The 24,580-nt window shown below is 76.7% G+C and carries 23 protein-coding genes; 19 read left to right on the plus strand and 4 right to left on the minus strand.

Annotation, left to right across the window (positions count from 1 at the left end; all coding sequences use genetic code 11):
• The first annotated feature begins 72 nt into the window (after window positions 1–72).
• The 3 genes from ACI8AR_RS08920 to ACI8AR_RS08930 are packed head-to-tail and all read left to right on the plus strand — an operon-like array spanning window position 73 to window position 2,253.
• Entirely contained in the window at window positions 73–1,107 is a 1,035-nt protein-coding gene (locus ACI8AR_RS08920; RefSeq protein ID WP_457050698.1) for a thiamine-phosphate kinase, read from the plus strand.
• Window positions 1,091–1,636 (plus strand): GNAT family N-acetyltransferase, encoded by a 546-nt coding sequence (locus ACI8AR_RS08925; protein WP_457050699.1) that lies wholly within the window; start codon window positions 1,091–1,093, stop codon window positions 1,634–1,636. Before ACI8AR_RS08920 ends, ACI8AR_RS08925 begins: the two co-directional genes overlap by 17 nt.
• The gene (locus tag ACI8AR_RS08930) at window positions 1,624–2,253 is read left to right on the plus strand and encodes a cytidylate kinase-like family protein (RefSeq protein WP_457050700.1); all 630 of its coding nucleotides are present in this window, start codon (window positions 1,624–1,626) and stop codon (window positions 2,251–2,253) included. Before ACI8AR_RS08925 ends, ACI8AR_RS08930 begins: the two co-directional genes overlap by 13 nt.
• An 84-nt stretch (window positions 2,254–2,337) precedes the next feature.
• On the opposite strand, the gene rpmB is transcribed toward ACI8AR_RS08930, so the two are convergent.
• On the minus strand, window positions 2,338–2,529 hold the full coding sequence (rpmB, locus tag ACI8AR_RS08935) for a 50S ribosomal protein L28 (RefSeq protein WP_073421792.1): 192 nt from the start codon (window positions 2,527–2,529) through the stop codon (window positions 2,338–2,340).
• A gap of 173 nt (window positions 2,530–2,702) precedes the next feature.
• Here rpmB and ACI8AR_RS08940 point away from each other — a divergent pair, with 173 nt between their 5' ends.
• The 12 genes from ACI8AR_RS08940 to smc all read left to right on the plus strand — a co-directional run bounded on the left by ACI8AR_RS08940 (window position 2,703) and on the right by smc (window position 15,130).
• On the plus strand, window positions 2,703–4,298 hold the full coding sequence (locus tag ACI8AR_RS08940) for a DAK2 domain-containing protein (RefSeq protein ID WP_457050701.1): 1,596 nt from the start codon (window positions 2,703–2,705) through the stop codon (window positions 4,296–4,298).
• A gap of 4 nt (window positions 4,299–4,302) precedes the next feature.
• Entirely contained in the window at window positions 4,303–6,489 is a 2,187-nt protein-coding gene (recG, locus tag ACI8AR_RS08945) for an ATP-dependent DNA helicase RecG (RefSeq protein ID WP_457050702.1), read from the plus strand.
• Window positions 6,486–7,040 (plus strand): 16S rRNA (guanine(966)-N(2))-methyltransferase RsmD, encoded by a 555-nt coding sequence (rsmD, locus tag ACI8AR_RS08950; protein ID WP_457050703.1) that lies wholly within the window; start codon window positions 6,486–6,488, stop codon window positions 7,038–7,040. Before recG ends, rsmD begins: the two co-directional genes overlap by 4 nt.
• Complete coding sequence (coaD, locus tag ACI8AR_RS08955; RefSeq protein WP_457050704.1) at window positions 7,037–7,525, plus strand: pantetheine-phosphate adenylyltransferase; 489 nt, start codon at window positions 7,037–7,039, stop codon at window positions 7,523–7,525. Before rsmD ends, coaD begins: the two co-directional genes overlap by 4 nt.
• Window positions 7,522–8,211: a hypothetical protein gene (locus tag ACI8AR_RS08960; RefSeq protein ID WP_457050705.1), complete on the plus strand. Its 690-nt coding sequence runs from the start codon at window positions 7,522–7,524 to the stop codon at window positions 8,209–8,211. Before coaD ends, ACI8AR_RS08960 begins: the two co-directional genes overlap by 4 nt.
• Before the next feature lie 182 nt (window positions 8,212–8,393).
• On the plus strand, window positions 8,394–9,020 hold the full coding sequence (locus tag ACI8AR_RS08965; protein WP_457050706.1) for a YceD family protein: 627 nt from the start codon (window positions 8,394–8,396) through the stop codon (window positions 9,018–9,020).
• Window positions 9,021–9,022: 2 nt separating this feature from the next.
• Window positions 9,023–9,202: a 50S ribosomal protein L32 gene (gene rpmF / locus ACI8AR_RS08970; RefSeq protein WP_089402499.1), complete on the plus strand. Its 180-nt coding sequence runs from the start codon at window positions 9,023–9,025 to the stop codon at window positions 9,200–9,202.
• Between the two features lie 11 nt (window positions 9,203–9,213).
• Window positions 9,214–9,987 (plus strand): ribonuclease III, encoded by a 774-nt coding sequence (rnc, locus tag ACI8AR_RS08975; protein WP_457050707.1) that lies wholly within the window; start codon window positions 9,214–9,216, stop codon window positions 9,985–9,987.
• Window positions 9,988–9,990: 3 nt separating this feature from the next.
• Window positions 9,991–10,866, plus strand: a complete 876-nt coding sequence (gene mutM / locus ACI8AR_RS08980) for a bifunctional DNA-formamidopyrimidine glycosylase/DNA-(apurinic or apyrimidinic site) lyase (protein ID WP_457050708.1) — start codon at window positions 9,991–9,993, stop codon at window positions 10,864–10,866.
• Window positions 10,863–11,138: an acylphosphatase gene (locus tag ACI8AR_RS08985; protein ID WP_457050709.1), complete on the plus strand. Its 276-nt coding sequence runs from the start codon at window positions 10,863–10,865 to the stop codon at window positions 11,136–11,138. The genes mutM and ACI8AR_RS08985 overlap by 4 nt, the downstream gene beginning before the upstream one ends.
• A gap of 151 nt (window positions 11,139–11,289) precedes the next feature.
• Window positions 11,290–11,481 carry a hypothetical protein gene (locus ACI8AR_RS08990; RefSeq protein WP_456929224.1) on the plus strand — a complete coding sequence of 64 codons (192 nt, stop codon included), beginning with the start codon at window positions 11,290–11,292 and terminating at the stop codon, window positions 11,479–11,481.
• A gap of 76 nt (window positions 11,482–11,557) precedes the next feature.
• Window positions 11,558–15,130, plus strand: a complete 3,573-nt coding sequence (smc, locus tag ACI8AR_RS08995; protein ID WP_457050710.1) for a chromosome segregation protein SMC — start codon at window positions 11,558–11,560, stop codon at window positions 15,128–15,130.
• 6 nt (window positions 15,131–15,136) lie between these two features.
• Here smc and ACI8AR_RS09000 read toward each other — a convergent pair whose 3' ends face one another.
• Together ACI8AR_RS09000 and ACI8AR_RS09005 are read right to left on the minus strand one after the other, a co-directional pair.
• Window positions 15,137–15,952 carry an endonuclease/exonuclease/phosphatase family protein gene (locus tag ACI8AR_RS09000; RefSeq protein ID WP_457050711.1) on the minus strand — a complete coding sequence of 272 codons (816 nt, stop codon included), beginning with the start codon at window positions 15,950–15,952 and terminating at the stop codon, window positions 15,137–15,139.
• A gap of 4 nt (window positions 15,953–15,956) precedes the next feature.
• Complete coding sequence (locus ACI8AR_RS09005) at window positions 15,957–17,672, minus strand: alkaline phosphatase D family protein (RefSeq protein WP_457050712.1); 1,716 nt, start codon at window positions 17,670–17,672, stop codon at window positions 15,957–15,959.
• Window positions 17,673–17,744: 72 nt separating this feature from the next.
• Here ACI8AR_RS09005 and ftsY point away from each other — a divergent pair, with 72 nt between their 5' ends.
• Window positions 17,745–18,980, plus strand: a complete 1,236-nt coding sequence (gene ftsY, locus ACI8AR_RS09010) for a signal recognition particle-docking protein FtsY (protein ID WP_457050713.1) — start codon at window positions 17,745–17,747, stop codon at window positions 18,978–18,980.
• Here ftsY and nicT read toward each other — a convergent pair.
• Window positions 18,977–20,104: a Nickel transporter NicT gene (gene nicT / locus ACI8AR_RS09015; protein ID WP_457050714.1), complete on the minus strand. Its 1,128-nt coding sequence runs from the start codon at window positions 20,102–20,104 to the stop codon at window positions 18,977–18,979. The two genes, ftsY and nicT, sit on opposite strands and share 4 nt — an antisense overlap.
• A 335-nt stretch (window positions 20,105–20,439) precedes the next feature.
• Here nicT and ACI8AR_RS09020 point away from each other — a divergent pair, with 335 nt between their 5' ends.
• The 3 genes from ACI8AR_RS09020 (at window position 20,440) to ACI8AR_RS09030 (ending at window position 24,578) form a co-directional block, all read left to right on the plus strand.
• Window positions 20,440–21,780: an ammonium transporter gene (locus tag ACI8AR_RS09020; protein ID WP_457050715.1), complete on the plus strand. Its 1,341-nt coding sequence runs from the start codon at window positions 20,440–20,442 to the stop codon at window positions 21,778–21,780.
• On the plus strand, window positions 21,777–22,115 hold the full coding sequence (locus ACI8AR_RS09025) for a P-II family nitrogen regulator (protein WP_073421809.1): 339 nt from the start codon (window positions 21,777–21,779) through the stop codon (window positions 22,113–22,115). The genes ACI8AR_RS09020 and ACI8AR_RS09025 overlap by 4 nt, the downstream gene beginning before the upstream one ends.
• Before the next feature lie 96 nt (window positions 22,116–22,211).
• Window positions 22,212–24,578: a [protein-PII] uridylyltransferase gene (locus ACI8AR_RS09030; RefSeq protein WP_457050716.1), complete on the plus strand. Its 2,367-nt coding sequence runs from the start codon at window positions 22,212–22,214 to the stop codon at window positions 24,576–24,578.
• Window positions 24,579–24,580 lie beyond the last annotated feature (2 nt).

Genomic DNA, 24,580 nt, shown 5'->3' on the forward strand with positions numbered 1-24,580 from the left:
GCTCTGCGGGTGGCTGCCTGCCACCGGCAGACGGACCGGAGCGCAACGTACCCCAGCGACCCGGGGTGGCCTGTGACACGGCCCCGTCCGCTGGTGCCGCGCGAGGACCCCGCCGACAGCGTGCGGGTCGTGGGGGAGTTCGGCGTCATCGCCCGGGTGGTCGCCCGCGCCGGCGCAGCGCGGGTCGCGCAGGTCGGCCCCGGCGACGACGCCGCGGTGCTGCGGGTCCCCGACGGCCGGGTGGTCGCCACCACCGACGTGCTCGTCGAGGGCCGCCACTTCCGTCGCGACTGGTCCTCGGCCGAGGACGTCGGGCACAAGGCCGCCGCCGCGAACCTCGCCGACGTCGCCGCGATGGGCGGGGTGGCCACCGCGCTGCTGGTCGGGCTGGCCTGCCCCGCCGACACGCCCACCTCGTGGCTGGAGGGCGTGGCCGCCGGGATGGCCGCCGAGTGCGCGCCGCTGGGCGCCGCCGTCGTCGGCGGGGACACCGTGGCCTCGGCGCCCGACAGCGGTGCCGTCGTCCTGTCGGTCACCGCGCTGGGCGACCTCGGCGGCCGGGCGCCGGTGCTGCGCTCGGGGGCCCGGCCCGGGGACGTGCTGGCCGTCGCCGGGCGGCTGGGCTGGTCGGCGTGCGGGCTGGCCGTGCTGCGCCGCGGCTTCAGCAGCCCGCTGGCCGCCGTGACCGCGCACCGCCGCCCCACCCCGCCGTACCTCGCCGGGCCGGCCGCGGCCGACGCCGGCGCGACGGCCATGTGCGACGTCAGCGACGGCCTGCTCGCCGACGCCGGGCACCTGGCCGCCGACAGCGGCGTCGTCCTGGACGTCGACCGGGCCGCGCTGGTGCGTGCGACGCTGGAGCCGCCCGGTCCGCTGCAGCAGGTGGCGGCGGCCCTCGGGGCCGATCCGCTGGCCTGGGTGCTCACCGGCGGGGAGGACCACGCGCTGCTGGCCACCTTCCCGCCGGCCGCGGCGCTGCCGGAGGGGTGGGTGCCGATCGGGCGGGTCGAGGAGGGGGAGCCGGGCGTGTCCGTCAGCGGGGAGCCCGCGGCCGACGTCGCGGTGGCGGTCGGCGCGGAGGGGACCGGGCATGTCCACTTCGGCTGAGGTGCGGCTGCGCGACGGGTCGGTCGCGCGGCTGCGCGCGGTGCCCTACGACGACCCGCTGGCCCGGGACCTCGTCGAGCGGGTGCAGCAGGAGTACGTGGTCCGCTACGGCGGCCCGGACGGCGCCGCCGTCGACCCGGCCGAGTTCGTGCCCCCGGCCGGGCTGTTCCTCGTCGCCGAGGTCGACGGCGAGCCGGCCGGCTGCGGCGCGTGGCGCCGGCACGGCGAGGGCGACGACCCCGCCGCCGTCGAGGTCAAGCGCGTGTACGTCGTGCCGCGCTTCCGCCGGCGCGGCCTGGCCCAGGTGCTGGTCACCGCGCTCGAGGACTCCGCGCGCGCCTCGGGGTACCGCTCGGTCGTGCTGAACTCCGGCGATCGCCAGCCCGAGGCGCTCGCGCTGTACGCGGCGATGGGATACACGCCCGTCCCGGGGTACGGCATCTACGCCGGTGAGGCCGGGGCGGTGTTCCTCGGCCGGCGCATCGACGGGGACCTCGTCGGCGAGGAGGAGCGGCCGTGGGCGTCGTGACGATCTCCGCGTCCTACGGCGCGGGCGGGCCGGAGGTCGGCCCCGCCGTCGCCGAGCGGCTCGGCCTGGCCTTCCACGACCGGGCGATCCCGGCCCAGGTGGCCGGCCGGCTCGGCGTCTCCCAGGACGACGCCGAGGCCAACGACGAGCGGGTCGTGCGCGGCCTGTGGCGGCTGGTGGCCTCGCTCGGGGCCATGCCCGACCCGGTCGGCGGCGTCGTGCCGGCGACCACGCAGCCCGACGAGCGGGCCTACCGCGAGCACACCGAGCGGGTGCTGCGCGAGATCGCCGACGGCGCCGGCGGGGTGGTGCTCGGCCGCGCCGGGGCGCTGGTGCTGCGCGACCGGCCCGACGCCCTGCACGTGCGGCTCGACGGCCCGCCGGAGGCCCGGCTCCGGGCGGCGGTGGCGCGCTACGGCCGCCCGGCGGACGAGCTGCGGCGGGAGCTCGAGGCCAACGACACCACCCGCGAGGCCTACGTCCGGCACTTCTACCGGTGCGACCCGGCGGCTGCCCGGCACTACCACCTCGTCGTCGACGGGACGGCGCTGCCGCTGGGGGCCGTGGTGGACCTGGTGGTCACCGCGGCGCGGGCCCGCGGGATCGGCGCGCGCTAGCCGTCCGCGCACGCGAAGGACCCCGGAGGTCGGCGACCTCCGGGGTCCTCGGCGAGCGGCGGCCTCCGTCAGGAGGCCCGGCGATCAGGCGCGGACGACCTTGCCCGCGCGGATGCACGAGGTGCAGGCGTTGATCCGCTTGCGGTTGCCGGGGGCGACGAGCGCCCGCACCGACTGGATGTTCGGGTTCCAACGGCGCGGCGTGCGGCGGTGCGAGTGCGACACCGACATACCGAAACCGGGCCCCTTGCCACAGACATCGCACACGGCAGCCACGGTGGATCACTCCCAGAGAATCGATTTTCAGACGGCGGCGCACAGGCGGCGACCGCGAGACCGTCGTCCAGCATAACCGCTCCTCCGCGGAGCCGTCGCCGAGGTGGCAGGAGGACCGGGTCCGGCTCCGCCACGGGACCGGGTCCGTCCGTCTCCGCGGGTACCCTCCGGCCGTGCTGCAGGCGCTGGACGACGCCGCGGTCGGTCGCTGGTGCCGCGCCGCGGTCACCGCGCTGTCCGCGGGACGGCACAGCCTCGACGACCTCAACGTCTTCCCGGTGCCCGACGGCGACACCGGCACCAACCTGCTGCTCACCGCGCAGGCGGCGGTCGCCGAGCTCGACGCCGCCGGGGGACGCGAGCCGGCCTGGACCGCGCTCACCCGCGGCGCGGTCCTCGGCGCCCGCGGCAACAGCGGCACCATCCTCGCCCAGCTGGTGCGCGGCCTGTCCGACCAGCTCGCCGGCCAGGAGCCCGCCGACGGCCCCGCGCTGGCCGCGGCCCTGCAGAAGGCCGCCGACACCGCCTACTCCGCGGTCGCCGACCCGGAGGAGGGCACCTTCCTCACCGTCGCCCGCGCGGGCGCCGAGTGCGCCGTGGCCGCCGTCGCCGAGGGCCGCACCGCCCTGGCCGACGTCGTCACCGCCGCCGCCGACGGCGCCCGCACGGCCCTGGAGGCCACCCCCGGCCAGCTCGACGCGCTGCGCGACGCCGGCGTGGTCGACGCCGGGGGCGCCGGCCTCTGCCTGGTCCTCGACGCCCTGGTCGCCACCGTCACCGGCGTCGAGCCCGCGCGCCCGCCGCTGGTGCCCCGCCCCGCGCACCCCGCCGACCCCGCCACCGTCCCGGCGCAGCCGCCGGCGGGCCCCGGCAGCGAGGTGCAGTACCTGCTCGCCGACGCCGACGAGGCCGCCGTCACCGTCCTGCAGTCCCGGCTGGCCGCCCTCGGCGACAGCCTGGTCGTCGTGGGCGTCGACACCCCCACCGGCCGGCAGTGGAACGTGCACGTGCACACCAGCGACGTCGGCGGCGCGATCGAGGCCGGCATCGAGGCCGGCCGGCCGCACCGGATCACCGTCACCCCCCTGGCGCCGGTCCGCCCGCCCGCCCCGGTGCCCGGCCGGCGCGCCGTCGTCGCGGTCGTGCCAGGGGAGGGCCTCGCGCAGCTGTTCTCCGGCGAGGGCGTCCGCGTGGTCACCTGCGGGCCCGACGGCGTGGACGAGGACGAGCTGCTCGACGAGGTGCTCGTCTCGGCCGCCTGCGACGTCGTCGTCCTGCCCAACGACCCCGCGCTGACCCCGGTCGCCGCGCGCGCCGCCGAGCGGGCCCGCGCGGCCGGCCGCGACGTCGCCGTGGTCCCCACCCGCTCGCCGGTGCAGGGCCTGGCGGCCATCGCCGTCGCCGACCCCGCCCGCCGTTTCGGCGACGACGTCATCGCGATGGCCGAGGCCGCCGCGGCCACCCGCTGGGCCGAGGTCACCGTCGCCGAGCAGGAGGCGCTCACCAGCGCCGGGTTCTGCCACCCCGGCGACGCGCTGGGCTCGGCGGAGGGCGACGTCGTGGTGATCGGGCGCGACCTCGCCGCGGTCGCCTGCGACCTGCTCGACCGGCTGCTGTCGGCCGGCGGCGAGATGGCCACGCTCGTCGTCGGGCCGGACGCCGTGCTCGGCGACGCCGTCTGCGCGCACCTGGCCGCCGTCCACCCGACCGTCGAGGTGGTCCGCTACGACGCCGGCGCGGTCCTGCCGCTGCAGGTGGGGGTGGAGTAGCCCGATGGCGGTGACCCTCGACACCGACCTCGCGCGCGTGCTCGGCGCCAAGACCGCGAAGGCGATGGCCGAGTCGCTCGGGCTGCGCACCGTCCGCGACCTGCTGCGCCACTACCCCCGCCGCTACGCCCGCCGCGGCGAGATGACCCGCCTCGACGACCTGCAGGTCGGCGACCGCGTGACCGTGCTCGCCCAGGTCCGGCGGGTCACCAGCCGGCGGATGCGCAACCGGCCCGGCACGCTCACCGAGGTCACCGTCGGCGACGGCGCCGGCGAGATGCAGCTGGTCTTCTTCAACCGGAAGTTCGGGAAGCTCGAGGAGGGCGCCTGGGGCCTGTTCGCCGGCACGGTCGGCGAGTACCGCCGGACCAAGCAGTTCGCGCACCCCGACTTCCACCTGATCACCGGCGACGACGACGAGGACTGGGCCCGCGCGCTCATCCCGATCTACCCGGCGAGCAAGGAGGTCTCCAGCTGGGTGATCCAGAAGTCGGTGCGACTGCTGCTCGACGCCTCCGGCGGCTTCGGCTTCGTCGAGGACCCGCTGCCCGAGGACCTGCGCCGCCGCCACGGGCTGCTCAGCCTCCCCGCCGCCCTGCTCGACGTGCACCGCCCCACCAGCGACGAGGACGTCGAGCGCGCCGAGGAGCGCCTCAAGTGGGACGAGGCGCTGGTCCTGCAGCTGGTGCTGGGCGCCCGCCGCCGGGCCGCGGCCCTGGAGCCGGGCACCGCCCGCCCGCGCCGGAGCGGCGGCCTGCTCGACGCCGTCGACGCCGCGCTGCCCTTCGAGCTGACCGAGGGGCAGCGGCAGGTGGGGGAGGAGCTCGCCGCCGAGCTGTCCCGCGAGCACCCGATGCACCGGCTGCTGCAGGGCGAGGTCGGCTCCGGCAAGACCGTCGTCGCGCTGCGCGCCATGGCGCAGGTGGTCGACGCCGGCGGGCAGGCCGCGCTGCTGGCACCCACCGAGGTCCTCGCCGCGCAGCACGCCCGGAGCATCGCTGCGATGCTCGGCCCGCTGGCCCGCGCCGGCGAGCTCGACGGCGACCCCGCCGGCACGAGGGTCGTGCTGCTCACCGGCTCGCTCAAGGCCGCCGCCCGCCGCGCCGCCCGCGCCGCGGTGGCCGACGGCAGCGCCGGGATCGTCGTCGGCACCCACGCGCTGCTGCAGGAGGGCGTCGAGTTCGCCGACCTCGGCCTGGTCGTCGTCGACGAGCAGCACCGCTTCGGCGTGGAGCAGCGCGACGCGCTGCGCGCCAAGGGCAACCGGCCGCCGCACGTGCTGGTCATGACCGCCACGCCGATCCCGCGCACCGTCGCGATGACCGTCTACGGCGACCTGGAGACCTCCGTGCTGCGGCAGCTGCCCAGCGGCCGCGGCGGGGTGGCCAGCTCGGTGGTCCCCGTCAGCGACAAGCCCGCCTGGCTCGACCGCGCCTGGGAGCGGCTGCGCGAGGAGGTCGCCGCCGGGCGGCAGGCCTACGTCGTCTGCCCGCGGATCGGCGACGAGGACACCGGCAGCGAGGACGAGCCCGACGAGGCCGACGCCCCGCAGGAGAGCGGCGGCGACGGCGACCGGCGCCCGCCGCTGGCCGTGCTCGACGTCGCCGAGGCGCTCAGCGAGGGCCCGCTCGCCGGGCTGCGGCTGGCGGTGCTGCACGGCCGCATGACGCCCGAGGCCAAGGAGGCGACCATGCGGGCCTTCGCCGCCCGCGAGGTCGACGTCCTGGTCGCCACCACCGTCGTCGAGGTCGGCGTCGACGTGCCCAACGCCACCGTCATGGTGGTCATGGACGCCGACCGCTTCGGCGTCAGCCAGCTCCACCAGCTGCGCGGCCGCGTCGCCCGCGGTAAACACCGCGGCTTGTGCCTGCTGGTCACCGAGGCCCGCGAGACGACGGCGACCGGGCAGCGGCTGGCCGCGGTCGCCGGCACCTCCGACGGCTTCGAGCTCGCCCGCGTGGACCTCGAGACCCGCCGCGAGGGCGACGTCCTCGGCGCCGCGCAGTCCGGGCGGCGCTCCACCGTCAAGCTGCTGTCCCTGCTCGAGGACGAGGAGCTCATCGCCACCGCCCGCGCCGAGGCGACCGCGCTGCTGGCCACCGAGCGCGGGCTGGCCGACCACCCGGGCCTGGCCGCCGAGGTCGCCGCCCTGGCCACCGACGAGCGCGCCGACTACCTCGAGAAGGCATGACCCGCCTGATCTCCGGCGCGGCCGGGGGCCGGCGGCTCAAGGTGCCGCCCAGCGGGGTGCGGCCCACCGGCGACCGCGCCCGCGAGGGGCTGTTCAACAGCCTGGGCACCCTGCTCGACCTCGACGGCGCCGCCGTCCTCGACCTCTACGCCGGCTCCGGCGCGCTCGGGCTGGAGGCGCTGTCCCGCGGCGCGGCGCAGGTGGTCCTCGTCGAGAACGGCCCCCGCGTGCTGCCGGTGCTGCGCGCCAACGTCGCCGCCGTCGGCCTGCCCGGCGCGCGGGTGGTCGCCGGGTCGGTGCCCACCGTCGTCGGCGGCGCGCCGCCGGCCCGCTTCGACCTCGTGCTGGCCGACCCGCCCTACGCCGTCCCGGCCGAGGAGGTGCGCGGCGTGCTGAGTGCGCTGGTGACGGGGGAGTGGCTCGCCCCGGACGCGGTCGTCGTCGTCGAGCGGTCCTCCCGCGAGGAGCCCTGGGAGTGGCCGACACCGCTGACCGGGATCCGCGACCGCCGCTACGGGGAGGCGTTGCTCCGGTACGGTCGCCTCCCGTGAGGCGAGCGGTCTGTCCCGGGTCGTTCGACCCGGTCACCAACGGCCACGTCGACGTCATCACCCGGGCCGCCGCGCTGTACGACGAGCTCGTGGTCGCCGTCCTGGTCAACCCCGGCAAGGCCGGGCTGTTCTCCGTCGACGAGCGCATGGAGCTGCTGCGCGACGCGGTGGCCGAGCTGCCCAACGTCGTCGTCGACAGCTTCAGCGGCCTGCTCGTCGACTACTGCCGCAGCCACGACATCCCGGTGGTGGTCAAGGGCCTGCGGGCGGTCGGCGACTTCGAGTACGAGCTGCAGATGGCGCAGATGAACCGCGAGCTGGCCGGCGTCGAGACGCTGTTCGTGCCCACCGCGCCGCAGGTCGGCCACCTGTCCTCCAGCCTGGTCAAGCAGATCGCCACCTTCGGCGGCGACGTCTCCCGGCTGGTGCCCAAGGCGGTCCTCGAGCGACTGCTGGCCAAGCGCGACGACGGGGCGGTGTCGTGACCGAGGTCGTCTACCGGCTCTACGAGGTCGTCGACGAGCTCAGCCGGGTCATCGAGAGCGCGCGCAGCGTGCCCATGTCCGGCTCCTGCATGGTGCCGCGCGACCACCTGCTCGACCTGCTCGACGACCTGCGGGAGAACCTGCCCGAGGAGGTGCACGCGGCCGGCGCCATCGTCGAGCAGCGCACCGAGATCCTCGAGCAGGCGCAGGCCGAGGCCGAGCAGCTCACCGGCCGCACCCGCGAGGAGGCCGACCGGCTGGTCGCCTCCGCCCGCCGGCAGCGCGAAGAGGTCCTCGGCACCGCCCGGCGGCAGCGCGACGAGCTGCTCGCCCGCGCCCAGGCCGAGGCCGAGGACCTGCTCACCCGGGCCGAGGCGGAGGCCGACCGGCTGGTCGCCGAGGCGCAGGCCCACCACGAGGCGGTGCTCGCCGACGCCCAGGCGCAGCACGCCGAGGTGCTCGCCGCCGCGCAGGCCGAGCACGAGCGGCTGGTCAGCGAGACCGAGGTCTACCGCGGCGCGGTCGCCCGCTCCGACGAGCTCGGCGCGCAGACCGTCGCCGAGGTCGACCGGATGCGCGCCGAGGTCGACGAGTACGTCGACACCCGGCTGGCCGACTTCGGCACCACCCTCGAGCGGATGCTGCGCTCGGTGGAGAAGGCCCGCGAGACGCTGCGGGAACCCTAGGAGGACCACCCTTCCCCCCACGCCTCGCACGCTCGGCGCGGGCCCCTGAAGGGTGGCCGTTCCAGCACCTCGCCAGGGCCGGACGGCGTCGGCGCGGGATCGGGTAGTCTCGGTTGCTGGTCCGACCACCGGTGTCCGCGCCCGGCCGGATCCCCTCCCACCTGACGACCGCGAGTACCGACATGCCTGCCGCACCTGCCGACCGCCGCCCCGGCGCCGCGTCCTCCGACGCCCGGCGCCCCGCTGCCGACCCCTGGGCCGTGGAACTGCGCGAGCTCGGCCGCCGTCCGGGCTCGATGCAGGAGCTCGACCGCACCATCCCGGCCCCCGACGGCTGGCGGCTGGAGTTGATCGGCGTCCCCGAGGGCGCGCCGGTCCACCTGCGGCTGCGGCTGGAGTCGGTGATGGAGGGCGTGCTGGTCTCCGGCGACGTCGAGGTCCCGGTCGAGGGCCAGTGTGCCCGGTGCCTGGACCCGGTCGAGGACACCTACGACCTCGACGTCCAGGAGCTGTTCGCCTACCCGGGCAGCACCACCGAGGCCACCAGCGAGGAGGACGAGGTCCGCCTCGTCGAGGGCGAGCGCATCGACCTCCAGCCGATGGTGCGCGACGCCGTCGTGCTCGCCCTGCCGCTCTCGCCCACCTGCACCGAGGACTGCGCCGGCCTGTGCTCCGGCTGCGGCCAGCGCCTCGACGACCTGCCGGACGACCACTCGCACGAGCTGGTCGATCCCCGCTGGGCCGGCCTCGCCGGCCGTTTCACCACCGGAGCGGTCACCGACCGTCCGGGCGACCCTGAGGAGAACTGATCGTGGCCGTCCCGAAGCGGAAGATGTCCCGCGCCAACACCCGCGCCCGCCGGTCGCAGTGGAAGGCGAGCGCCCCCACGCTGGCCCCCTGCCCGAACCGCGCCTGCGGCCAGCTCAAGCCGCCGCACCAGGCCTGCCCGAACTGCGGCCAGCACGCCGGCCGCCAGGTCCTCTCGGTCTGACCCGGCACGACGTGGGCAGCGCCGCCCGCCCGCCGGTCGTCCCCGACGGCGGTTCGCCGGCGGGACCGGCGCACGCCGACTCCGCGGCCGCCTGGCTGCTCGACGCCCTCGGCATCGAGCTGCCCGGCGGCCTGCTGGGGTTGGCGCTGACCCACCGCTCCTACGCCTACGAGCACGGCGGCCTGCCCACCAACGAGCGGCTGGAGTTCCTCGGCGACGCGGTGCTCGGCCTGGTCGTCACCGACGAGCTCTACCGCAGCCAGCCGGACCTGCCCGAGGGCCGGCTGGCCAAGCTGCGCGCGTCGGTGGTCAACATGACCTCGCTGGCCGGGGTCGCCCGCCGGCTCGGCGACGGCGGCCTGGGGCCGCACCTGCTGCTCGGCCGCGGCGAGGAGACCACCGGCGGCCGGGAGAAGGACTCGATCCTCGCCGACGCGCTCGAGGCGCTGATCGGCGCGGTGCACCTGGGCGTGGGCCTGGAGGTCGCGGCGGCCGTCGTGCACCGGCTGTTCGACCCGCTGCTGGTCGAGTCCGCCACCCGCGGGGCCGGCCTGGACTGGAAGACCAGCCTCCAGGAGCTCGGCGCCGCCCGCGGCCTGGGCGCCCCCGTCTACGACGTCACCGACGAGGGCCCGCCGCACGCCAAGACGTTCACCGCGGCGGTGTCGCTGGCCGGCATCGTCCGGGGCAAGGGCACCGGTCGCACCAAGAAGGCCGCCGAGCAGGAGGCCGCCGAGGCCGCCTGGCGCGCCGTCTCCGCCGAACCCGTGGCCGCCGGGGACTGACCCGTGCCCGAGCTGCCCGAGGTCGAGGTGGTCCGGCGCGGACTGGAGCGCTGGGTCGCCGGGCGCACCGTGGCCGCCGTCGAGGTGCACCACCCGCGCGCGGTCCGCCGGCACCTCGAGGGCGCCGAGCACTTCGTCGCGGCGCTGACCGGCCGCACGTTCGGTGCCGCGCACCGCCGCGGCAAGTACCTGTGGCTGCCGCTCACCGAGGACGACGGCACGCCCGCCGGCCGGGCGATGGTCGCCCACCTCGGCATGAGCGGGCAGCTGCTGGTGGAGAAGCGCTCCCAGCCCGACGAGACCCACCTGCGCGCCCGGTTCACCTTCACCGACGGCGGCCGCGAGCTGCGCTTCGTCGACCAGCGCACGTTCGGCGGGCTGGCGGTGGAGGACGCCGACGGGGAGCGCATCCCGCAGCGGCTGGCGCACATCGCCATCGACCCGCTGGACACCTCCTTCGACGAGGCCGGCTTCAGCGCCGCGCTGCGCCGGCGACGCACCGAGGTCAAGCGGGCGCTGCTGGACCAGACGCTGATCGGCGGCGTCGGCAACATCTACGCCGACGAGGCGCTGTGGCGGGCCCGCCTGCACGGCGCGCGGCCCACCGACCGGCTGACCCGCACCCAGGTCGCGGACCTGCTCGACGGCGTGCGCAGCGTGCTCGGCGAGGCGCTGGCGCAGGGCGGCACCTCGTTCGACTCGCTGTACGTCGACGTCAACGGGCAGAGCGGCTACTTCTCCCGCTTCCTCGCCGTCTACGGCCAGGCCGACCGGCCCTGCCCGCGGTGCGGGACGCCGATCCTCCGGGAGTCGTTCATGAACCGGTCGAGCTACAGCTGCCCGCAGTGCCAGCCGCGCCCGCGCGCGAGGCGGTCGTGAGCGACGCCGTCCGCGTGCGCGTGCTCGTCTCCGGCCGCGTGCAGGGCGTCGGCTACCGCTGGTTCGTCCGCGGCCTGGCCGAGGCCACCGGCCTGTCGGGCTCGGCGCGCAACCTGCCCGACGGCCGCGTCGAGGTCGAGCTGGAGGGACCGGCCGACGACGTGCGCGCCGTCGTCGCCGCGCTGAGCGGCCCGGACGCCCCCGGCCGGGTGACCGGGACGGTGCAGGAGGACCGCGTGGTGCAGGGGGTCCGCGGCTTCACCACCGCGTGACGGAGACGACATCCCCCCGACACGATGACGCTCCAGTCTTGGCGTTGACCTGCGTGTCGGGGGCTGTCACCCTGGGGACACGAAGCCCGCGCCGACCGACCTCCCGGGGCGGCGGGCACCCCCTCTCGCTGTCGGAAAGGCCGTTTCCGCCATGGCCAAGGCCCTGTTCGGTTCCGTCGTGTCCCCCGCGGAGCTCCGCGTACTCGAGGAGAACGCGGTCCTGCGTGCCAAGGTGCGCCGCCTGGAGCAGGAACTGACCGAGCTGCGGGCCCAGCGGGAGGCGGCCATCGCCCACGAGCTGCTGAGCCTGACCGGCGACAACGCCGAGCCGGCCCTCGCGTAACCGCGTTCTCCTCCTCAGCACCACCCGCCTCGTCCGTCCCGGCGCATCACCCCGGGAGGACTAGGCTGCCGAGTCCGTGCACCTGTCCAGCCTGACGCTCAAGGGCTTCAAGTCCTTCGCGTCCCCGACGACGCTCCGGCTCGAGCCGGGCATCACCGCCGTCGTCGGCCCCAACGGCTCGGGCAAGTCCAACGTCGTCGACGCCATCGCCTGGGTCCTGGGCGAGCAGGGCGCGAAGTCGCTGCGCGGCGGCAAGATGGAGGACGTCATCTTCGCCGGCACCGCCGGCCGCCCGGCCCTGGGCCGGGCCGAGGTGACCCTCACCATCGACAACGCCGACGGCGCGCTGCCGATCGACTACACCGAGGTCTCGGTCACCCGCCGGATGTACCGCTCCGGCGAGAGCGAGTACGAGATCAACGGCGACAAGGTCCGCCTGCTCGACGTGCAGGAGCTGCTGAGCGACGCCGGCATCGGCCGCGAGATGCACGTCATCGTCGGCCAGGGCCAGCTCGACGCCGTGCTGTCCGGTCGCCCCGAGGACCGGCGCGCGTTCGTCGAGGAGGCCGCCGGTGTCCTCAAGCACCGCAAGCGCAAGGAGAAGGCGCTCCGCAAGCTCGACGCGATGCAGGCCAACCTCGACCGGCTGGCCGACCTGACCGCCGAGCTGCGCCGCCAGCTCAAGCCCCTGGGCCGCCAGGCCGAGGTCGCCCGCCGCGCCGCCGGCGTGCAGGCCGAGCTGCGCGATGCCCGCCTGCGGCTGCTCGCCGACGACCTGGTCGGCCTGCGCGACGCCCTCGCCAAGGACGTCGCCGACGAGACCGCGGCCCGCGAGCGGCGCGCCGTCGTCGAGGCCGAGCACGCCGCCGTCTCCCGTCGCGAGTCCGAGCTCGAGGCGGCGCTGGCCGCCGACGCGCCCCGCCTGGGCGCCGCGCAGGACACCTGGTACCGGCTGTCCGCGCTGGGCGAGCGGTTCCGCGGCGTCGCCCAGCTGGCCGCCGAGCGGCACCGCCACCTGTCCGCCGCCGGGCCCGCCCCCACCGGCGGCCGCGACCCCGAGCAGCTGGAGGCCGAGGCCGACCGCGTCGCCGCGACCGAGGCCGAGCTCGCCGCCGGGCTCGAGGCCGAGCGCGGCCGGCTGGCCACCGCCGTCACCGCCCGCACCGGGCTGGAGGAGGCGCTGGCCGCGGAGGAGCGCGCCTGGGTGGCCGCCACCCGCGCGCTCGCCGACCGCCGCGAGGGCCTGGCCCGGCTGTCGGGCAAGGTCGCCGCCGGCCGCTCCCGCGCCGCCGCCGGGCAGGCCGAGGTGGAGCGGCTGGCGCAGGCCGCCGCCGAGGCGGCCGGGCGCGCCGAGGCCGCCGCGGCGCGGCTGGCCGAGCGGCGGGCCGGCGTCGCCGACGCCGACGACGAGGACGTCGCGCTGGTCACCGCGCACACCGACGCCGTCGCCGCGCACACCGCCGCCGCGCGCACCGTCACCGAGCTCGCCGACGCCGAGCGCGCCGCCGAGCGCGACCGTGCCTCCTGGGCCGCCCGCCGCGACGCGCTCGCCCTGGGCCTGGCCCCCGCCGACGGCGCGGCCGCCGTCCTCGCCTCGGGCCTGCCCGGCGTCGTCGGGCCGGTCACCGAGCGGATCACCGTGGCGCCCGGCGCGGAGGTTCCGCTGGCCGCAGCGCTCGGCGGGCTGGCCGAGGCCGTCGTCGTCACCGGGGTCGCCGAGGCCACCGCCGTGCTCGCGCAGCTGCGCGACACCGACGCCGGCCGCGCCGCGCTGCTGGTCACCGGCGGCCCGCCGCCGCTGCCGCGCGAGGGCTGGCCGGCCCTGCCCGAGGGCCTGTCCTGGGCACTGGACCTGGTCGAGGCGACCGCGGAGCTGCACCCGGCGCTGGCCCGCGCGCTGGACCGGGTCGCCGTCGTCCCCACCCTCGGCGCCGCCCGCGCGCTGGTCGCCACGCACCCGCGGGTGCGCGCGGTCACCGCCGACGGCGACCTCGTGGGCGCCGACTCCGCCACCGGCGGCGCGACCAACGCCCCATCGGGCCTGGAGGTGCGCGCCCGCGTCGACGAGGCCGAGCGCGAGCTCGCCGCCGCCAGCGACCGCGCCGCCGACCTCGCCGACCGGCTGGCCGCCGCCCGCGACACCGCCCGCGCCCGCTCGGCCGACGTCGACACCGCGCTGGCCGCCCGCCAGGCCGCCGACCGCAGCCGCTCGAAGCTCGCCGCGGAGCTCGCCGAGCTCGGCGCCGCGGCCCGGTCGGCCGCCGCCGAGGCCGAGCGCTCGGACGCCGCCCGGCGCCGCGCCGAGCGGGCGCTGGAGGAGTCGCAGGCGGGCCTCGCCGAGCTCGAGGCGCGGCTCGCCGAGGCGGAGGCGGCGCCGGTCGAGGAGGAGCCGTCGGCCGAGCAGCGCGACCGGCTGCGCCTGGAGGTGGCCGCGGCCCGGCAGGCCGAGACCGAGGCCCGGCTGGCCGTGCGGACGGCGGAGGAGCGGGCCCGGGCCCTGTCCGGGCGCGCCGACGCGCTGCGCCGCCAGGCCCGGCAGGAGCGGGCCGCCCGCGAGCGCGCCGCGGCCGCCCGGCTGGCCCGCCGCCGCGGCGCGGAGGTCGCCGCCCGGGTGCGCGCCGGCGCCGAGGAGGCCCTCACCGCGCTGGCCGGCTCGCTGACCCGCGCCGCCGCCGAGCGCGACGAGCTGGCCCGGCAGCGCACCGCCCGCGAGGCCGAACTGCTCGAGGTCCGCACCCGGGTCCGCGCGGCGACCGCGGAGCTGGAGCGGCTCACCGACGAGGTGCACCGCGACGAGGTCGCCCGCGCCGAGCAGCGGCTGCGCATCGAGGCGCTGGAGGAGCGCGCCGCCGAGGAGTTCGGCGTCGACCTGCCCACGCTGCTCGCCGAGTACGGGCCGGCCGCGCCGGTGCCGCCGACCCCCGCGCAGGTCGCCGCCGCCGAGGCCGCCGGGGAGCCCGAGCCGCCCGCTGTGCCCTACGACCGCGCCACCCAGGAGCGCCGCGCCGCCCGCGCCGAGCGGGACCTCACCACCCTCGGCAAGGTCAACCCGCTAGCGCTGGAGGAGTTCGCCGCGCTCGAGGAGCGGCACACCTTCCTCGCCACCCAGCTCGAGGACCTCAGGGCCACCCGCCGGGACCTGCTGACCGTCGTCCGCGAGGTCGACGGGCGCATCCACGACGTGTTCGCGTCCGCCTTCGCCGACGTCGCCCGCGAGTTCGAGGGCGTGTTCGCCACCCTGTTCCCCGGCGGGCAGGGCCGGCTGGTGCTCACCGACCCCGAGGACATGCTCACCACCGGCGTGGAGATCGAGGCCCGCCCGCCGGGCAAGAAGGTCAAGCGGCTGTCGCTGCTGTCCGGCGGCGAGCGCTCGCTGACCGCCGTCGCGCTGCTGGTGTCGATCTTCCGGGCGCGGCCCTCGCCGTTCTACGTGCTCGACGAGGTCGAGGCCGCGCTCGACGACGTCAACCTGGGCCGGCTGCTCACCCTCGTGGAGCAGCTGCGGGCGACGTCGCAGCTGATCGTCATCACCCACCAGAAGCGGACGATGGAGATCGCCGACGCCCTCTACGGCGTGAGCATGCGCGGCGACGGCATCACCGGCGTCATCAGCCAGCGCCTGCGGGAGGCCGACGCCGCCTCCGCCTGAGGGGTCTCACACCCCCGAGGGCACCAGCAGGTCGACGACGAGCGGCAGGTGGTCGGAGGCGCCGGCGCCGTCGAGGACCCGCGCCCCGGCGACCTGGATGCCCGGGGTCACCCACACCTGGTCGATGCGCACGTGCGGGGCGCGCGCGGGGTGGGTGAGGCCCTCGTCGCGCTGCCAGAAGCGCCACCGCGCCTGGTCCTCGCGCTCGCCGGCGGCCTCCCAGGCGTCGGTGAACCGCTCGCGCAGGCCGGCGAGCTCCGGAGCGTCCGGGCCGGCGTTGAGGTCGCCGACCAGCACGCCGGTGGCCATCGGCCCGGTGGTCAGCGCCGCCAGCAGGTCCACCTGCGCGGCGCGCTCCTCCGGCGAGCGGGTCGTCAGGTGGGTGGTGGTCACCCACAGCGCGCCGCCGTCGAGCTCGACCAGGGTGCGCAGCGCGCTGCGCGGCTCGCCGCTGCCCGGCAGCGGGTGGACGTCGCTGACCAGGATCGGCAGCCGGGACAGCAGCGCGTTGCCGTACTGCCGCCGCGGCGCGTCGCCGGGGCGGGCCTCGTCGATCGCCGGGCCCCAGGCCAGCTGCATGTCCAGCGCCCGGGACAGCAGCAGCGCCTGGTCGACGTCCTCGCTGCGCTCGCCGAAGTGCCGGTCCACCTCCTGCAGGCAGATGACGTCGGCGTCGGCGGCGGCGAGCACCTTGGCCAGCCGCGGCAGGTCGTGCCGCCGGTCGTCGCCCACGCCGTGGTGGGTGTTGAAGGTGACCAGCCGGACGGGGATGGGTGGCTGGTCGGGCCCGGGGGCCGGCTTCTGACCACGGGGATCGGTCACCCCGTCAGCCTGTCACCTCCGCCGTCGGGGCCGCAGCGGGCACCGGACCGGCCAGCGGCAGGTCGAGCACCTGCTGCAGGCACTCCTCGCCGTCGGGCCGGTGGTCGGTCACGTGCAGCACGAACCGCGCCCGCCGGCCCTCGAGCACCAGCTCGCCCACCTGGTTGCCGAAGAACGGCCCGGCCGCCTTGGCCCACTCCACCGACGCGGGACGGACGCGGGCCGCCCGCGCGACCGCCCCGGTCAGCCGCCGCGCCCAGCGGCTCCAGCCGATCCGGAAGCCGACCCGGATCGGGTGCGGTGCCTGGTTGTGCAGCGGCGAGACGGTGAGCTGGTGCACCCGTCCGGCCAGGCCGCCGGGGGAGACCACCTCGGCGGCGTAGGCGTGGTGGACGTCGCCGGAGAGCACCACCGCCGTCGCCGGCGCCCGGCCGTGCTCGCCGCGGGCCACGGCCAGCAGCGCGGCGGCCAGCCGGTCGAAGGAGTGCCCGAACGCGGCCCAGTGCTCGAGGTCGGCGGCCTGCCGCAGCGCCTCGGCCAGCCGGCCCAGCGGCCGCCCCTCGTGCCGGACCGCCAGCGCCTCGTCCCAGCGCTCGATCGCGTCGATCGCGTGGGGGAGCAGCCAGGGCAGCGATGTGCCGACCAGCAGGTGCTCGACGCCGTCCGCGACCGCGGCGCGCATCTGCTCCTCGATCCACGCGAACTCGTCGTCGTCGACCATCCGGCGGGACCGCTCCTCGAGCACCCGCCCGGCCCGGCTGTCGACCATCAGCAGCCGCGCCTCGCCCCAGTGGCGCACGTAGCTCCAGCGCACCGACCGCGGGTCCCGGTCGGCGGCCTCGGCCATCTCGCGCAGCACCGGCTCGGCGTCGGCGCCCTCGGGCAGCGCGCACACGGCCTGCCACGTCCCGCTGGCCGCCAGCTCGGCGGGGGAGAGGTTGCCCAGGTGCTGGTAGACCCAGTAGCTGACCATGCCGCCGGCGATGCGGTCGGCCCACCAGTCGGTGGCGGTCACCCGGCGCCGCCAGGCGGCCGAGGTGTTCCAGTCGTCGATCATCTCGTGGTCGTCGAAGACCATGGACGACGGGATGGTGGCCAGCAGCCAGCGCACCTGCGGGTCGCTCCAGGACTCGGCGTAGAGCCGGGTGTACTCCTCCAGGTCGCGGACCTGGGCGCCGCGCTCCACCGCCCTGCCGCGGCGCAGGCCCAGCCACGAGCGGGTCGCCGGGGTGAGCTCGTCGGCGTAGACCTGGTCGCCGAGCAGCACCAGCGCGTCGGGCCACTCGTCCTCGGGCAGCGCCGCGACCCGCTCGGCGTAGGCGTCCAGCGCGTCGGGCGGGATGCCCTCGGCGACGTCGACGGTGCCCGGCGCGGCGTAGCGGCAGGAGCCGAAGGCCAGCCGGAAGGGCCCGGGCCGCCCGGGCGTGCGGATCCGGCTCGGTGGGAACGGCGAGCCCTCCTCGGGCCACACCCGGACGCCGTCCGTGCCGTCGGTCGCGAGGTACACCTCGTAGGGCGTGGTGCTGCCCGGCGCCAGCCCCTCGACGACGACGAGCGCGTAGTGGTGCCCGCCCACGCGGAAGGTGCGCGCGCTGCGCCCGAGGACCTCGACGGTGCACGCGCGGTCGGTCTCGACCCACACGGTCGCGGACACCGGGTCGACGTGCCGCAGCAGCGGGCCGAGCAGCAGGGCCGGGGGATCCCCGTCGGACGGCGGCATGACCGCCAGCCTCGTCCACGGACCCGGGTTCCGCCCAGAGTCCGCCGTGCGGGAACTGGGAGACTGACCGGCATGGAGTTCGTGCTGATCGCGATCGCGATCGTCCTCGTGGCCCTCGTCGCCGGGGTGGGCCTCCTGGTGGGCCGCGGTCGCCACACCACCCGGCTGGACGAGGACGCTGCCGCCGGCACCACGCTCACCCGACCGCGCCCGCCCACCGCGCCGCCCGCGCCGCCGCGGGAGGACCGCCCGTCGGGTGCCACCGCCTCCGGTCAGGGCCTCGCGCCGGCCGAGCCGGACACCGTCTCGCCCGAGACGCCGCCCGCCGTCGAGCTGCCGCCGGCCGAGGCGGAGCCGGGCGTCGTCTTCGAGACGCCCCCGCCCTCGGCCGGCCGGCTGGTGCGGCTGCGCTCCCGGCTGGCCCGCTCGCAGTCCTCGCTGGGCCGCGGCCTGCTGACCGTGCTGGCCCGCGAGCGGCTCACCGAGGACGACTGGGAGGAGGTCGAGGAGACCCTGCTGGCCGCCGACGTCGGCGTCGCCGCGACCACCCAGATCGTCGAGCGGCTGCGCACCCAGTCGATGGTCCTGGCCACCGCCACCCCCGCCGACCTGCGCGCGCTCCTGGTCCGCGAGCTGACCGCCGTCCTCGGGCCGGATCTCGACCGCGGGCTGGCCACCGACCGGCACGGCGGCCGGCCGGGCGTGCTCCTCGTCGTCGGGGTCAACGGCGCCGGCAAGACGACGACGGTCGGCAAGATCGCCCGCGTGCTCGTCGGGGACGGCAAGAGCGTCGTCCTCGGCGCCGCCGACACCTTCCGCGCCGCCGCCGCCGACCAGCTCGAGACCTGGGGCGAGCGGGTGGGCGTGCTCACCGTCCGCGGGCGGGAGGGCGCCGACCCTGCGTCGGTGGCGTTCGAGGCGGTGCGCACCGGCGTCGAGGCCGAGGTCGACACCGTCGTCGTCGACACCGCCGGGCGGCTGCACACCAAGTCCGGCCTCATGGACGAGCTGGGCAAGATCAAGCGGGTCGTGGAGAAGCAGAGCCCGGTCACCGAGACGTTGCTGGTCCTCGACGCCACCACCGGCCAGAACGGCATCGTGCAGGCGCGGGTGTTCACCCAGGCCGTCGACGTCACCGGCGTGGTGCTCACCAAGCTCGACGGCACCGCCAAGGGCGGCATCGTCGTCTCGGTGCAGCGCGAGCTCGGCATCCCGGTCAAGCTCATCGGCCTGGGGGAGGGCGCCGACGACCTCGCGCCGTTCGAGCCGGAGGCCTTCGCCGAGGGCCTGGTCGGCGCCGCGGACTAGCGGGCCCCGGCCGGGTCCGACCAGCGCTGCTCGATCCGGCCGACCCGCCAGACCACTGCGGCGACCGCCCAGGTCACCACGAACAGCCCGACGATCGCGAACCCGACGAACTCCAGGTCGAGCGAGGCCAGCCAGGCCAGCGGGCCGCCGTCGACGTGCAGCCGCTCGACCAGCAGGCCGATGAGCACGAGGGCGCCGATCACCAGGGCCACGGTCACCGAGAGCACCGTGATGGTCAGGTTGTAGAAGACCTTGCGGACCGGCTTGAGGAACGCCCAGCCGTAGGCGCGCGACATCAGGACGCCGTCGGCGGTGTCGAACAGGCTCATGCCCGCGGCGAACAGGACCGGCAGGACGAGGATCGCGTACCAGGGCAGCACGAACGCCGCCGAGCCCGCGGCCAGCACCAGCAGCGCGACCTGGGTGGCGGTGTCGAACCCGAGGCCCATGAGCAGCCCGACCGGGTAGAGGTGCCAGGCGCGGTCGACCCGGCGGGTCACCCGGCCCAGCAGCCGGGCGAGGAAGCCGCGGTTGTGCAGGTGGTGCTCGAGCTCGGCCTCGTCGTACTCGCCGGTGCGCATCCGGCGGAACACCCGGGCGATGCCCACGGCCGAGCCCAGGTTCATCAGGCCGATGAGCAGCAGGAAGCTGCCGGCGACGAGCGTGCCGACCAGCGCCAGCGTCTGCCCGACGGCGTTGTCGTCCTCCTGGACCACCCCGGCCACCGAGCGCACCCCGGCCACCAGCAGCAGGCTCGCGACGAAGACCACCGACGAGTGCCCGAGGGAGAACCAGAACCCGGTGCTCACCGACGGGCGGCCGTCCTCGACCAGCTTCCGGGTGGTGTTGTCGATCGAGGCGATGTGGTCGGCGTCGAAGGCGTGCCGGACGCCGAGCATGTAGGCGGTCAGGCCCACGCCGACGCCGAGCACGCCGGTGCTGCCCAGCCGGTACTCCTGCGGCGCCACGGCGAGGACGAGGACGCCCCAGCCGACGACGTGCAGCAGCAGCACGAACGCCGCCATCCCGCCGATGGACCGCCACTCGCGGGCGGAGAAGCCCCCGCGCGGCCCGGCGGGCGAGCGCGGTGCACCGAGCGGGGCGGGCACGGCTCGGGCGGGCACGCTCACGGGTTCCTCCAGCGGGGACGGCGGACGGACGCGCCGACCTTATTGCACACGGTTTGCAACTGCACATGCCTGGCAGGCGGTCCCCGCGGGTGGCCGTCGCCCCGCCCGGACGTGCCGGCAACACGGCCGTCACACGACCCCGGGACACGCGGCGCGGAGTTCACGGCCCGGAAACGCGGCGACGACGCCCCCGGAAACAACGCCCCGGCACCGTGAACGCCGCGTCGCCGCCAGGGAGGGGGGCGACCGCGACCCCGACCGTCCCCGGCCCGCCGGGGCCCGTTCCCTCGTTGCGGCCGACGGCCCACGACCCACCTCAGGAGGTTGCCGTGGTCAACACCGGCGACACCGCCTGGATCCTCACCAGCGCGGCTCTCGTGCTGTTGATGACGCCGGGCCTCGCGCTCTTCTACGGCGGCATGGTCCGCGCGAAGAGCGTGCTCAACATGATGATGATGAGCTTCGGCGCGCTGGCGCTCATCACCGTGCTCTGGGTGCTCTACGGCTACTCCGTCGCCTTCGGCGACGACGTCGGCGCCGGCCTGCTGGGCGACCCGAGCGAGTTCTTCGGCCTCAAGGGCCTCATGGAGGACACGACCAGCGAGGCCGGCGGGCTGCCGTCGATGGCCTTCGTCGGCTTCCAGGCCGTCTTCGCGATCATCACCGTCGCCCTGATCTCCGGCGCCATCGCCGACCGGGCCAAGTTCGGCTCCTGGATGGTCTTCGCCGGTCTGTGGGCCACCGTCGTCTACTTCCCGGTCGCCCACTGGGTCTTCGACTTCACCCTCACCGACGACGACGGCGTGGTCACCCACACCGGCGGCTGGATCGCCAACGACCTGGCGGCGATCGACTTCGCCGGCGGCACCGCGGTGCACATCAACGCCGGTGCGGCGGGCCTGGCGCTCGCCCTGGTGCTCGGCAGGCGGCGCGGCTTCGGCCGCGAGGCGATGCGCCCGCACAACCTGCCGCTGGTCATGCTCGGCGCCGGCCTGCTGTGGTTCGGCTGGTTCGGCTTCAACGCCGGCTCCGCGCTCGCGGCCAACAACACCGCCGCCGTCGTCTGGGTCAACACCCTCGCCGCCACCGGCGCCGCTGTCCTCGGCTGGCTCGCCACGGAGAAGGTCCGCGACGGGCACGCCACGTCGCTGGGCGCGGCCTCCGGGGCTGTCGCCGGCCTGGTCGCCATCACCCCGGCCTGCTCGTCGCTCTCGCCGGTCGGCAGCATCGTCGTGGGCCTCGTCGCCGGTGCGCTGTGCGCCCTCGCCGTCGGGCTGAAGTACCGCCTCGGCTACGACGACTCGCTCGACGTCGTCGGCGTCCACCTGGTCGGCGGCCTCTGGGGCACCCTCGCCGTCGGGTTCCTCGCCACCGCCGACGCGCCGGCCGGTGTCGACGGGCTCTTCTACGGTGGCGGTGTCGACCAGCTCTGGCGGCAGGCCGTCGGCGCCGTCGCGGTGCTCGTGTTCTCCTTCGTCCTGACGCTGGTGATCGCCGCGGTCGTCAAGGCCGTCATGGGCTTCCGGATCAGCGAGGAGGACGAGGTCGCCGGGATCGACACCGTCGTCCACGCCGAGTCCGGGTACGACTTCACCAGCCTCGGGGGCGGCAGCGGGTCCGCCCTCCACCAGGCCACCACCCCGAAGACCACGGAAGGGGTCCGGGCATGAAGCTCGTCACCGCCATCATCAAGCCGTTCAAGCTCGACGACGTGAAGAACGCCCTCGAGCTGATCGGGATCACCGGGCTCACCGTCAGCGAGGTCCAGGGCTTCGGCCGCCAGCGCGGCCACACCGAGGTCTACCGCGGCGCCGAGTACCAGGTGGACTTCGTCCCGAAGGTCCGCATCGAGGTCGTCGTCGGCGAGATCGAGGCCGCCCGCGTGGTGGACGCCGTCGTCGAGTCGGCCTCCACCGGCCAGATCGGCGACGGCAAGGTCTGGGTCACCACGATCGACGAGATCGTGCGGGTCCGGACCGGCGAGCGCGGCGAGGACGCGCTCTAGCCGGGTCCCGACCGGAGCCCGTCCGTCGGCCGGGGTGGTGGGAGGACCACCGCCCCGGCCGACGCCGTTCCCGAACCGCTGACCGAGGGGGAGACCGTGCCGGACCTGGGGTCGCTGCCCGAGCTGCCGCGCGCCGAGCGGGTGCGGGTGCTCGACGCCTGGCTGGGCGGCCTGCTGGCCGACGCCGTGGCCGGCACACCGCCCCCGCGGCCGGGCCGCGGGGGTCCGCCGCCGCGGACCGGCACCGACGGCGTCGCGCTCGTGGCCGTGGGCAGCCTCGGCCGGCGCGAGCCGCCCCCGCACGGCGACCTGGACCTCGTGCTGGTCCACGACGGCCGGCCGGAGGTCGCCGCCCTCGCCGACGCCGTCTGGTACCCGATCTGGGACGCCGGCGTCCGGCTGGACCACTCGGTGCGCTCGGTCGCCGAGGCCGTGTCGGTGGCCTCCACCGACGTGAAGGCCGGCCTCGGGTTGCTCGACGCGCGGCTGGTCGCCGGCGACGCGGCCCTCGCCGCGTCGCTGCGCACCGCCACGCTGGCCAGCTGGCGGCAGTCGGCGTCGAAGCTGCTGCTGCAGTTGCGCGACCTGCGCCGCGGCCGCGCCCGCCAGGTCGGCGAGCTGGCCTTCCTGCTCGAGCCCGACCTCAAGGAGGCCTATGGCGGCCTGCGCGAGGGCCAGGTGCTGCGCGCGGTCGCCGCCGCCCAGCTCGGCGACGAGCCCTCCGCCGAGGCCGAGGCGGCCTACTCCTTCCTGCTCGACGTCCGCGACGAGCTGCGCCGCCGCTCGGGCCGGCCCACCGACGTCCTCGTGCGCCAGGAGCAGCGCCCGGTCGCCGCGGCGCTCGGGCTCGCCGACGAGGACGTGCTGCTGCGCGAGGTGAGCCTGGCCGGGCGCCGGCTGGCCTTCGTCGCCGACGACACCTGGCGGCGGGTGGAGGCCGCGCTGGTGCGGCGGCCGCGCGCCCGCTACCGCCGGGTGCGCCGCGAGCCGCTGGCCGAGGGCGTGGTGCGCCAGGGCGACGAGGTGGTGCTCGCCCGCGACGCCCGCCCGGCCGCCGACCCCGGCCTGGTGATGCGCGGCGCCGCGGCCGCCGCCCGGGCCGACCTGCTGCTGTCGCCCTACACGCTCAAGGTGCTCGCGGCGCACTCGCCGCCGGTGCCCGAGCCGTGGCCGGCCGAGGTCCGCTGGTCGTTCCTGCGGCTGCTGGCCAGCGGCCGCGCGGCGGTGCCGGTCCTCGAACAGCTGGACCAGGAGGGCCTGCTCGCCCGGCTGCTGCCGGAGTGGGACCGGGTGCGGTCGCTGCCGCAGCGCCACCCGTGGCACCGGTTCACCGTCGACCGGCACCTGGTCGAGGCCGCCGCGGCCGCCGCCGAGCTCACCCACGACGTCGACCGGCCCGACCTGCTGCTGGTCGCGGCGCTGCTGCACGACGTCGGCAAGGGCTGGCCCGGCGACCACAGCGTCGCCGGGGAGTCGATCGCCGCCGGCGTCGCCGAGCGCATGGGCTTCACGCCGGCCGACGTCGCCACCGTGGGGACGCTGGTCCGCCACCACCTGCTGCTGCCCGACACCGCCACCCGCCGCGACATCGACGACCCCGCCACCATCGAGCGGGTCGCCGACACCATCGGCCGCGATCCCCAGGTGCTGCAGCTGCTGCACGCGCTGGCGCAGGCCGACGGCGCGGCCACCAGCACCTCGGCGTGGTCGCCGTGGAAGGCCCACCTGGTCGCGCACCTCGTGGCGCGCGTGCAGGCGCACCTCGGCGGCACCGTGGTCGACGGGCCCGACCCCGTGCTGCACCCCACCGCGCCGACGGTCACCCAGGCCGGCGGCGACGGCGCGGTCACCGTGGGCGTCGAGGACGTCGCCGACGGCCAGCAGGTGACCATCGGGGCGCCCGACGCGCACGGCCTGTTCAGCGGGCTCGCGGGGGTGCTCGCGCTCAACCAGCTCGACGTCCGCGCGGCGAAGGTGAACGTCGTCGAGGGCCGGGCGACCGCGGTGTTCGCCGTCCGCCCGCGGTTCGGCCGCGCGCCGCAGCCGACGATCCTGGCCGACGCCGTCCGCGCCGCCCTGGAGGGGACGCTGCCGCTGGCCGACCGGCTGCGCCAGCGCGAGGCCGACTACCGGCAGGACGCCGCCCGGTCCGCGCCGCCGCGGATCTCCTGGCACGACTCGGAGGTCAGCGGCGAGGCGACCAGCATCGTCGAGGTGCGCGCCGGCGACCGGGCGGGCCTGCTGTACCGGCTCACCGCCGCGCTCGCCGCCGAGGGCCTCGACGTCACCTCCGCGCGGATCGAGACCCTCGGGGCCGACGCCGCCGACTACTTCTACGTCTGCAGCCCCACCGGCTGCCCGATCGACGCCGGGCAGCGGGCCCGCGTCGAGGCGGCGCTGGTGGCCGCGGCGCGCGGCGCCGTCCCCGACCCGGCCCGCACCGGCGGCGACACGCCGGGCTGAGG

The sequence above is a fragment of the Geodermatophilus sp. SYSU D01036 genome (assembly GCF_054050435.1).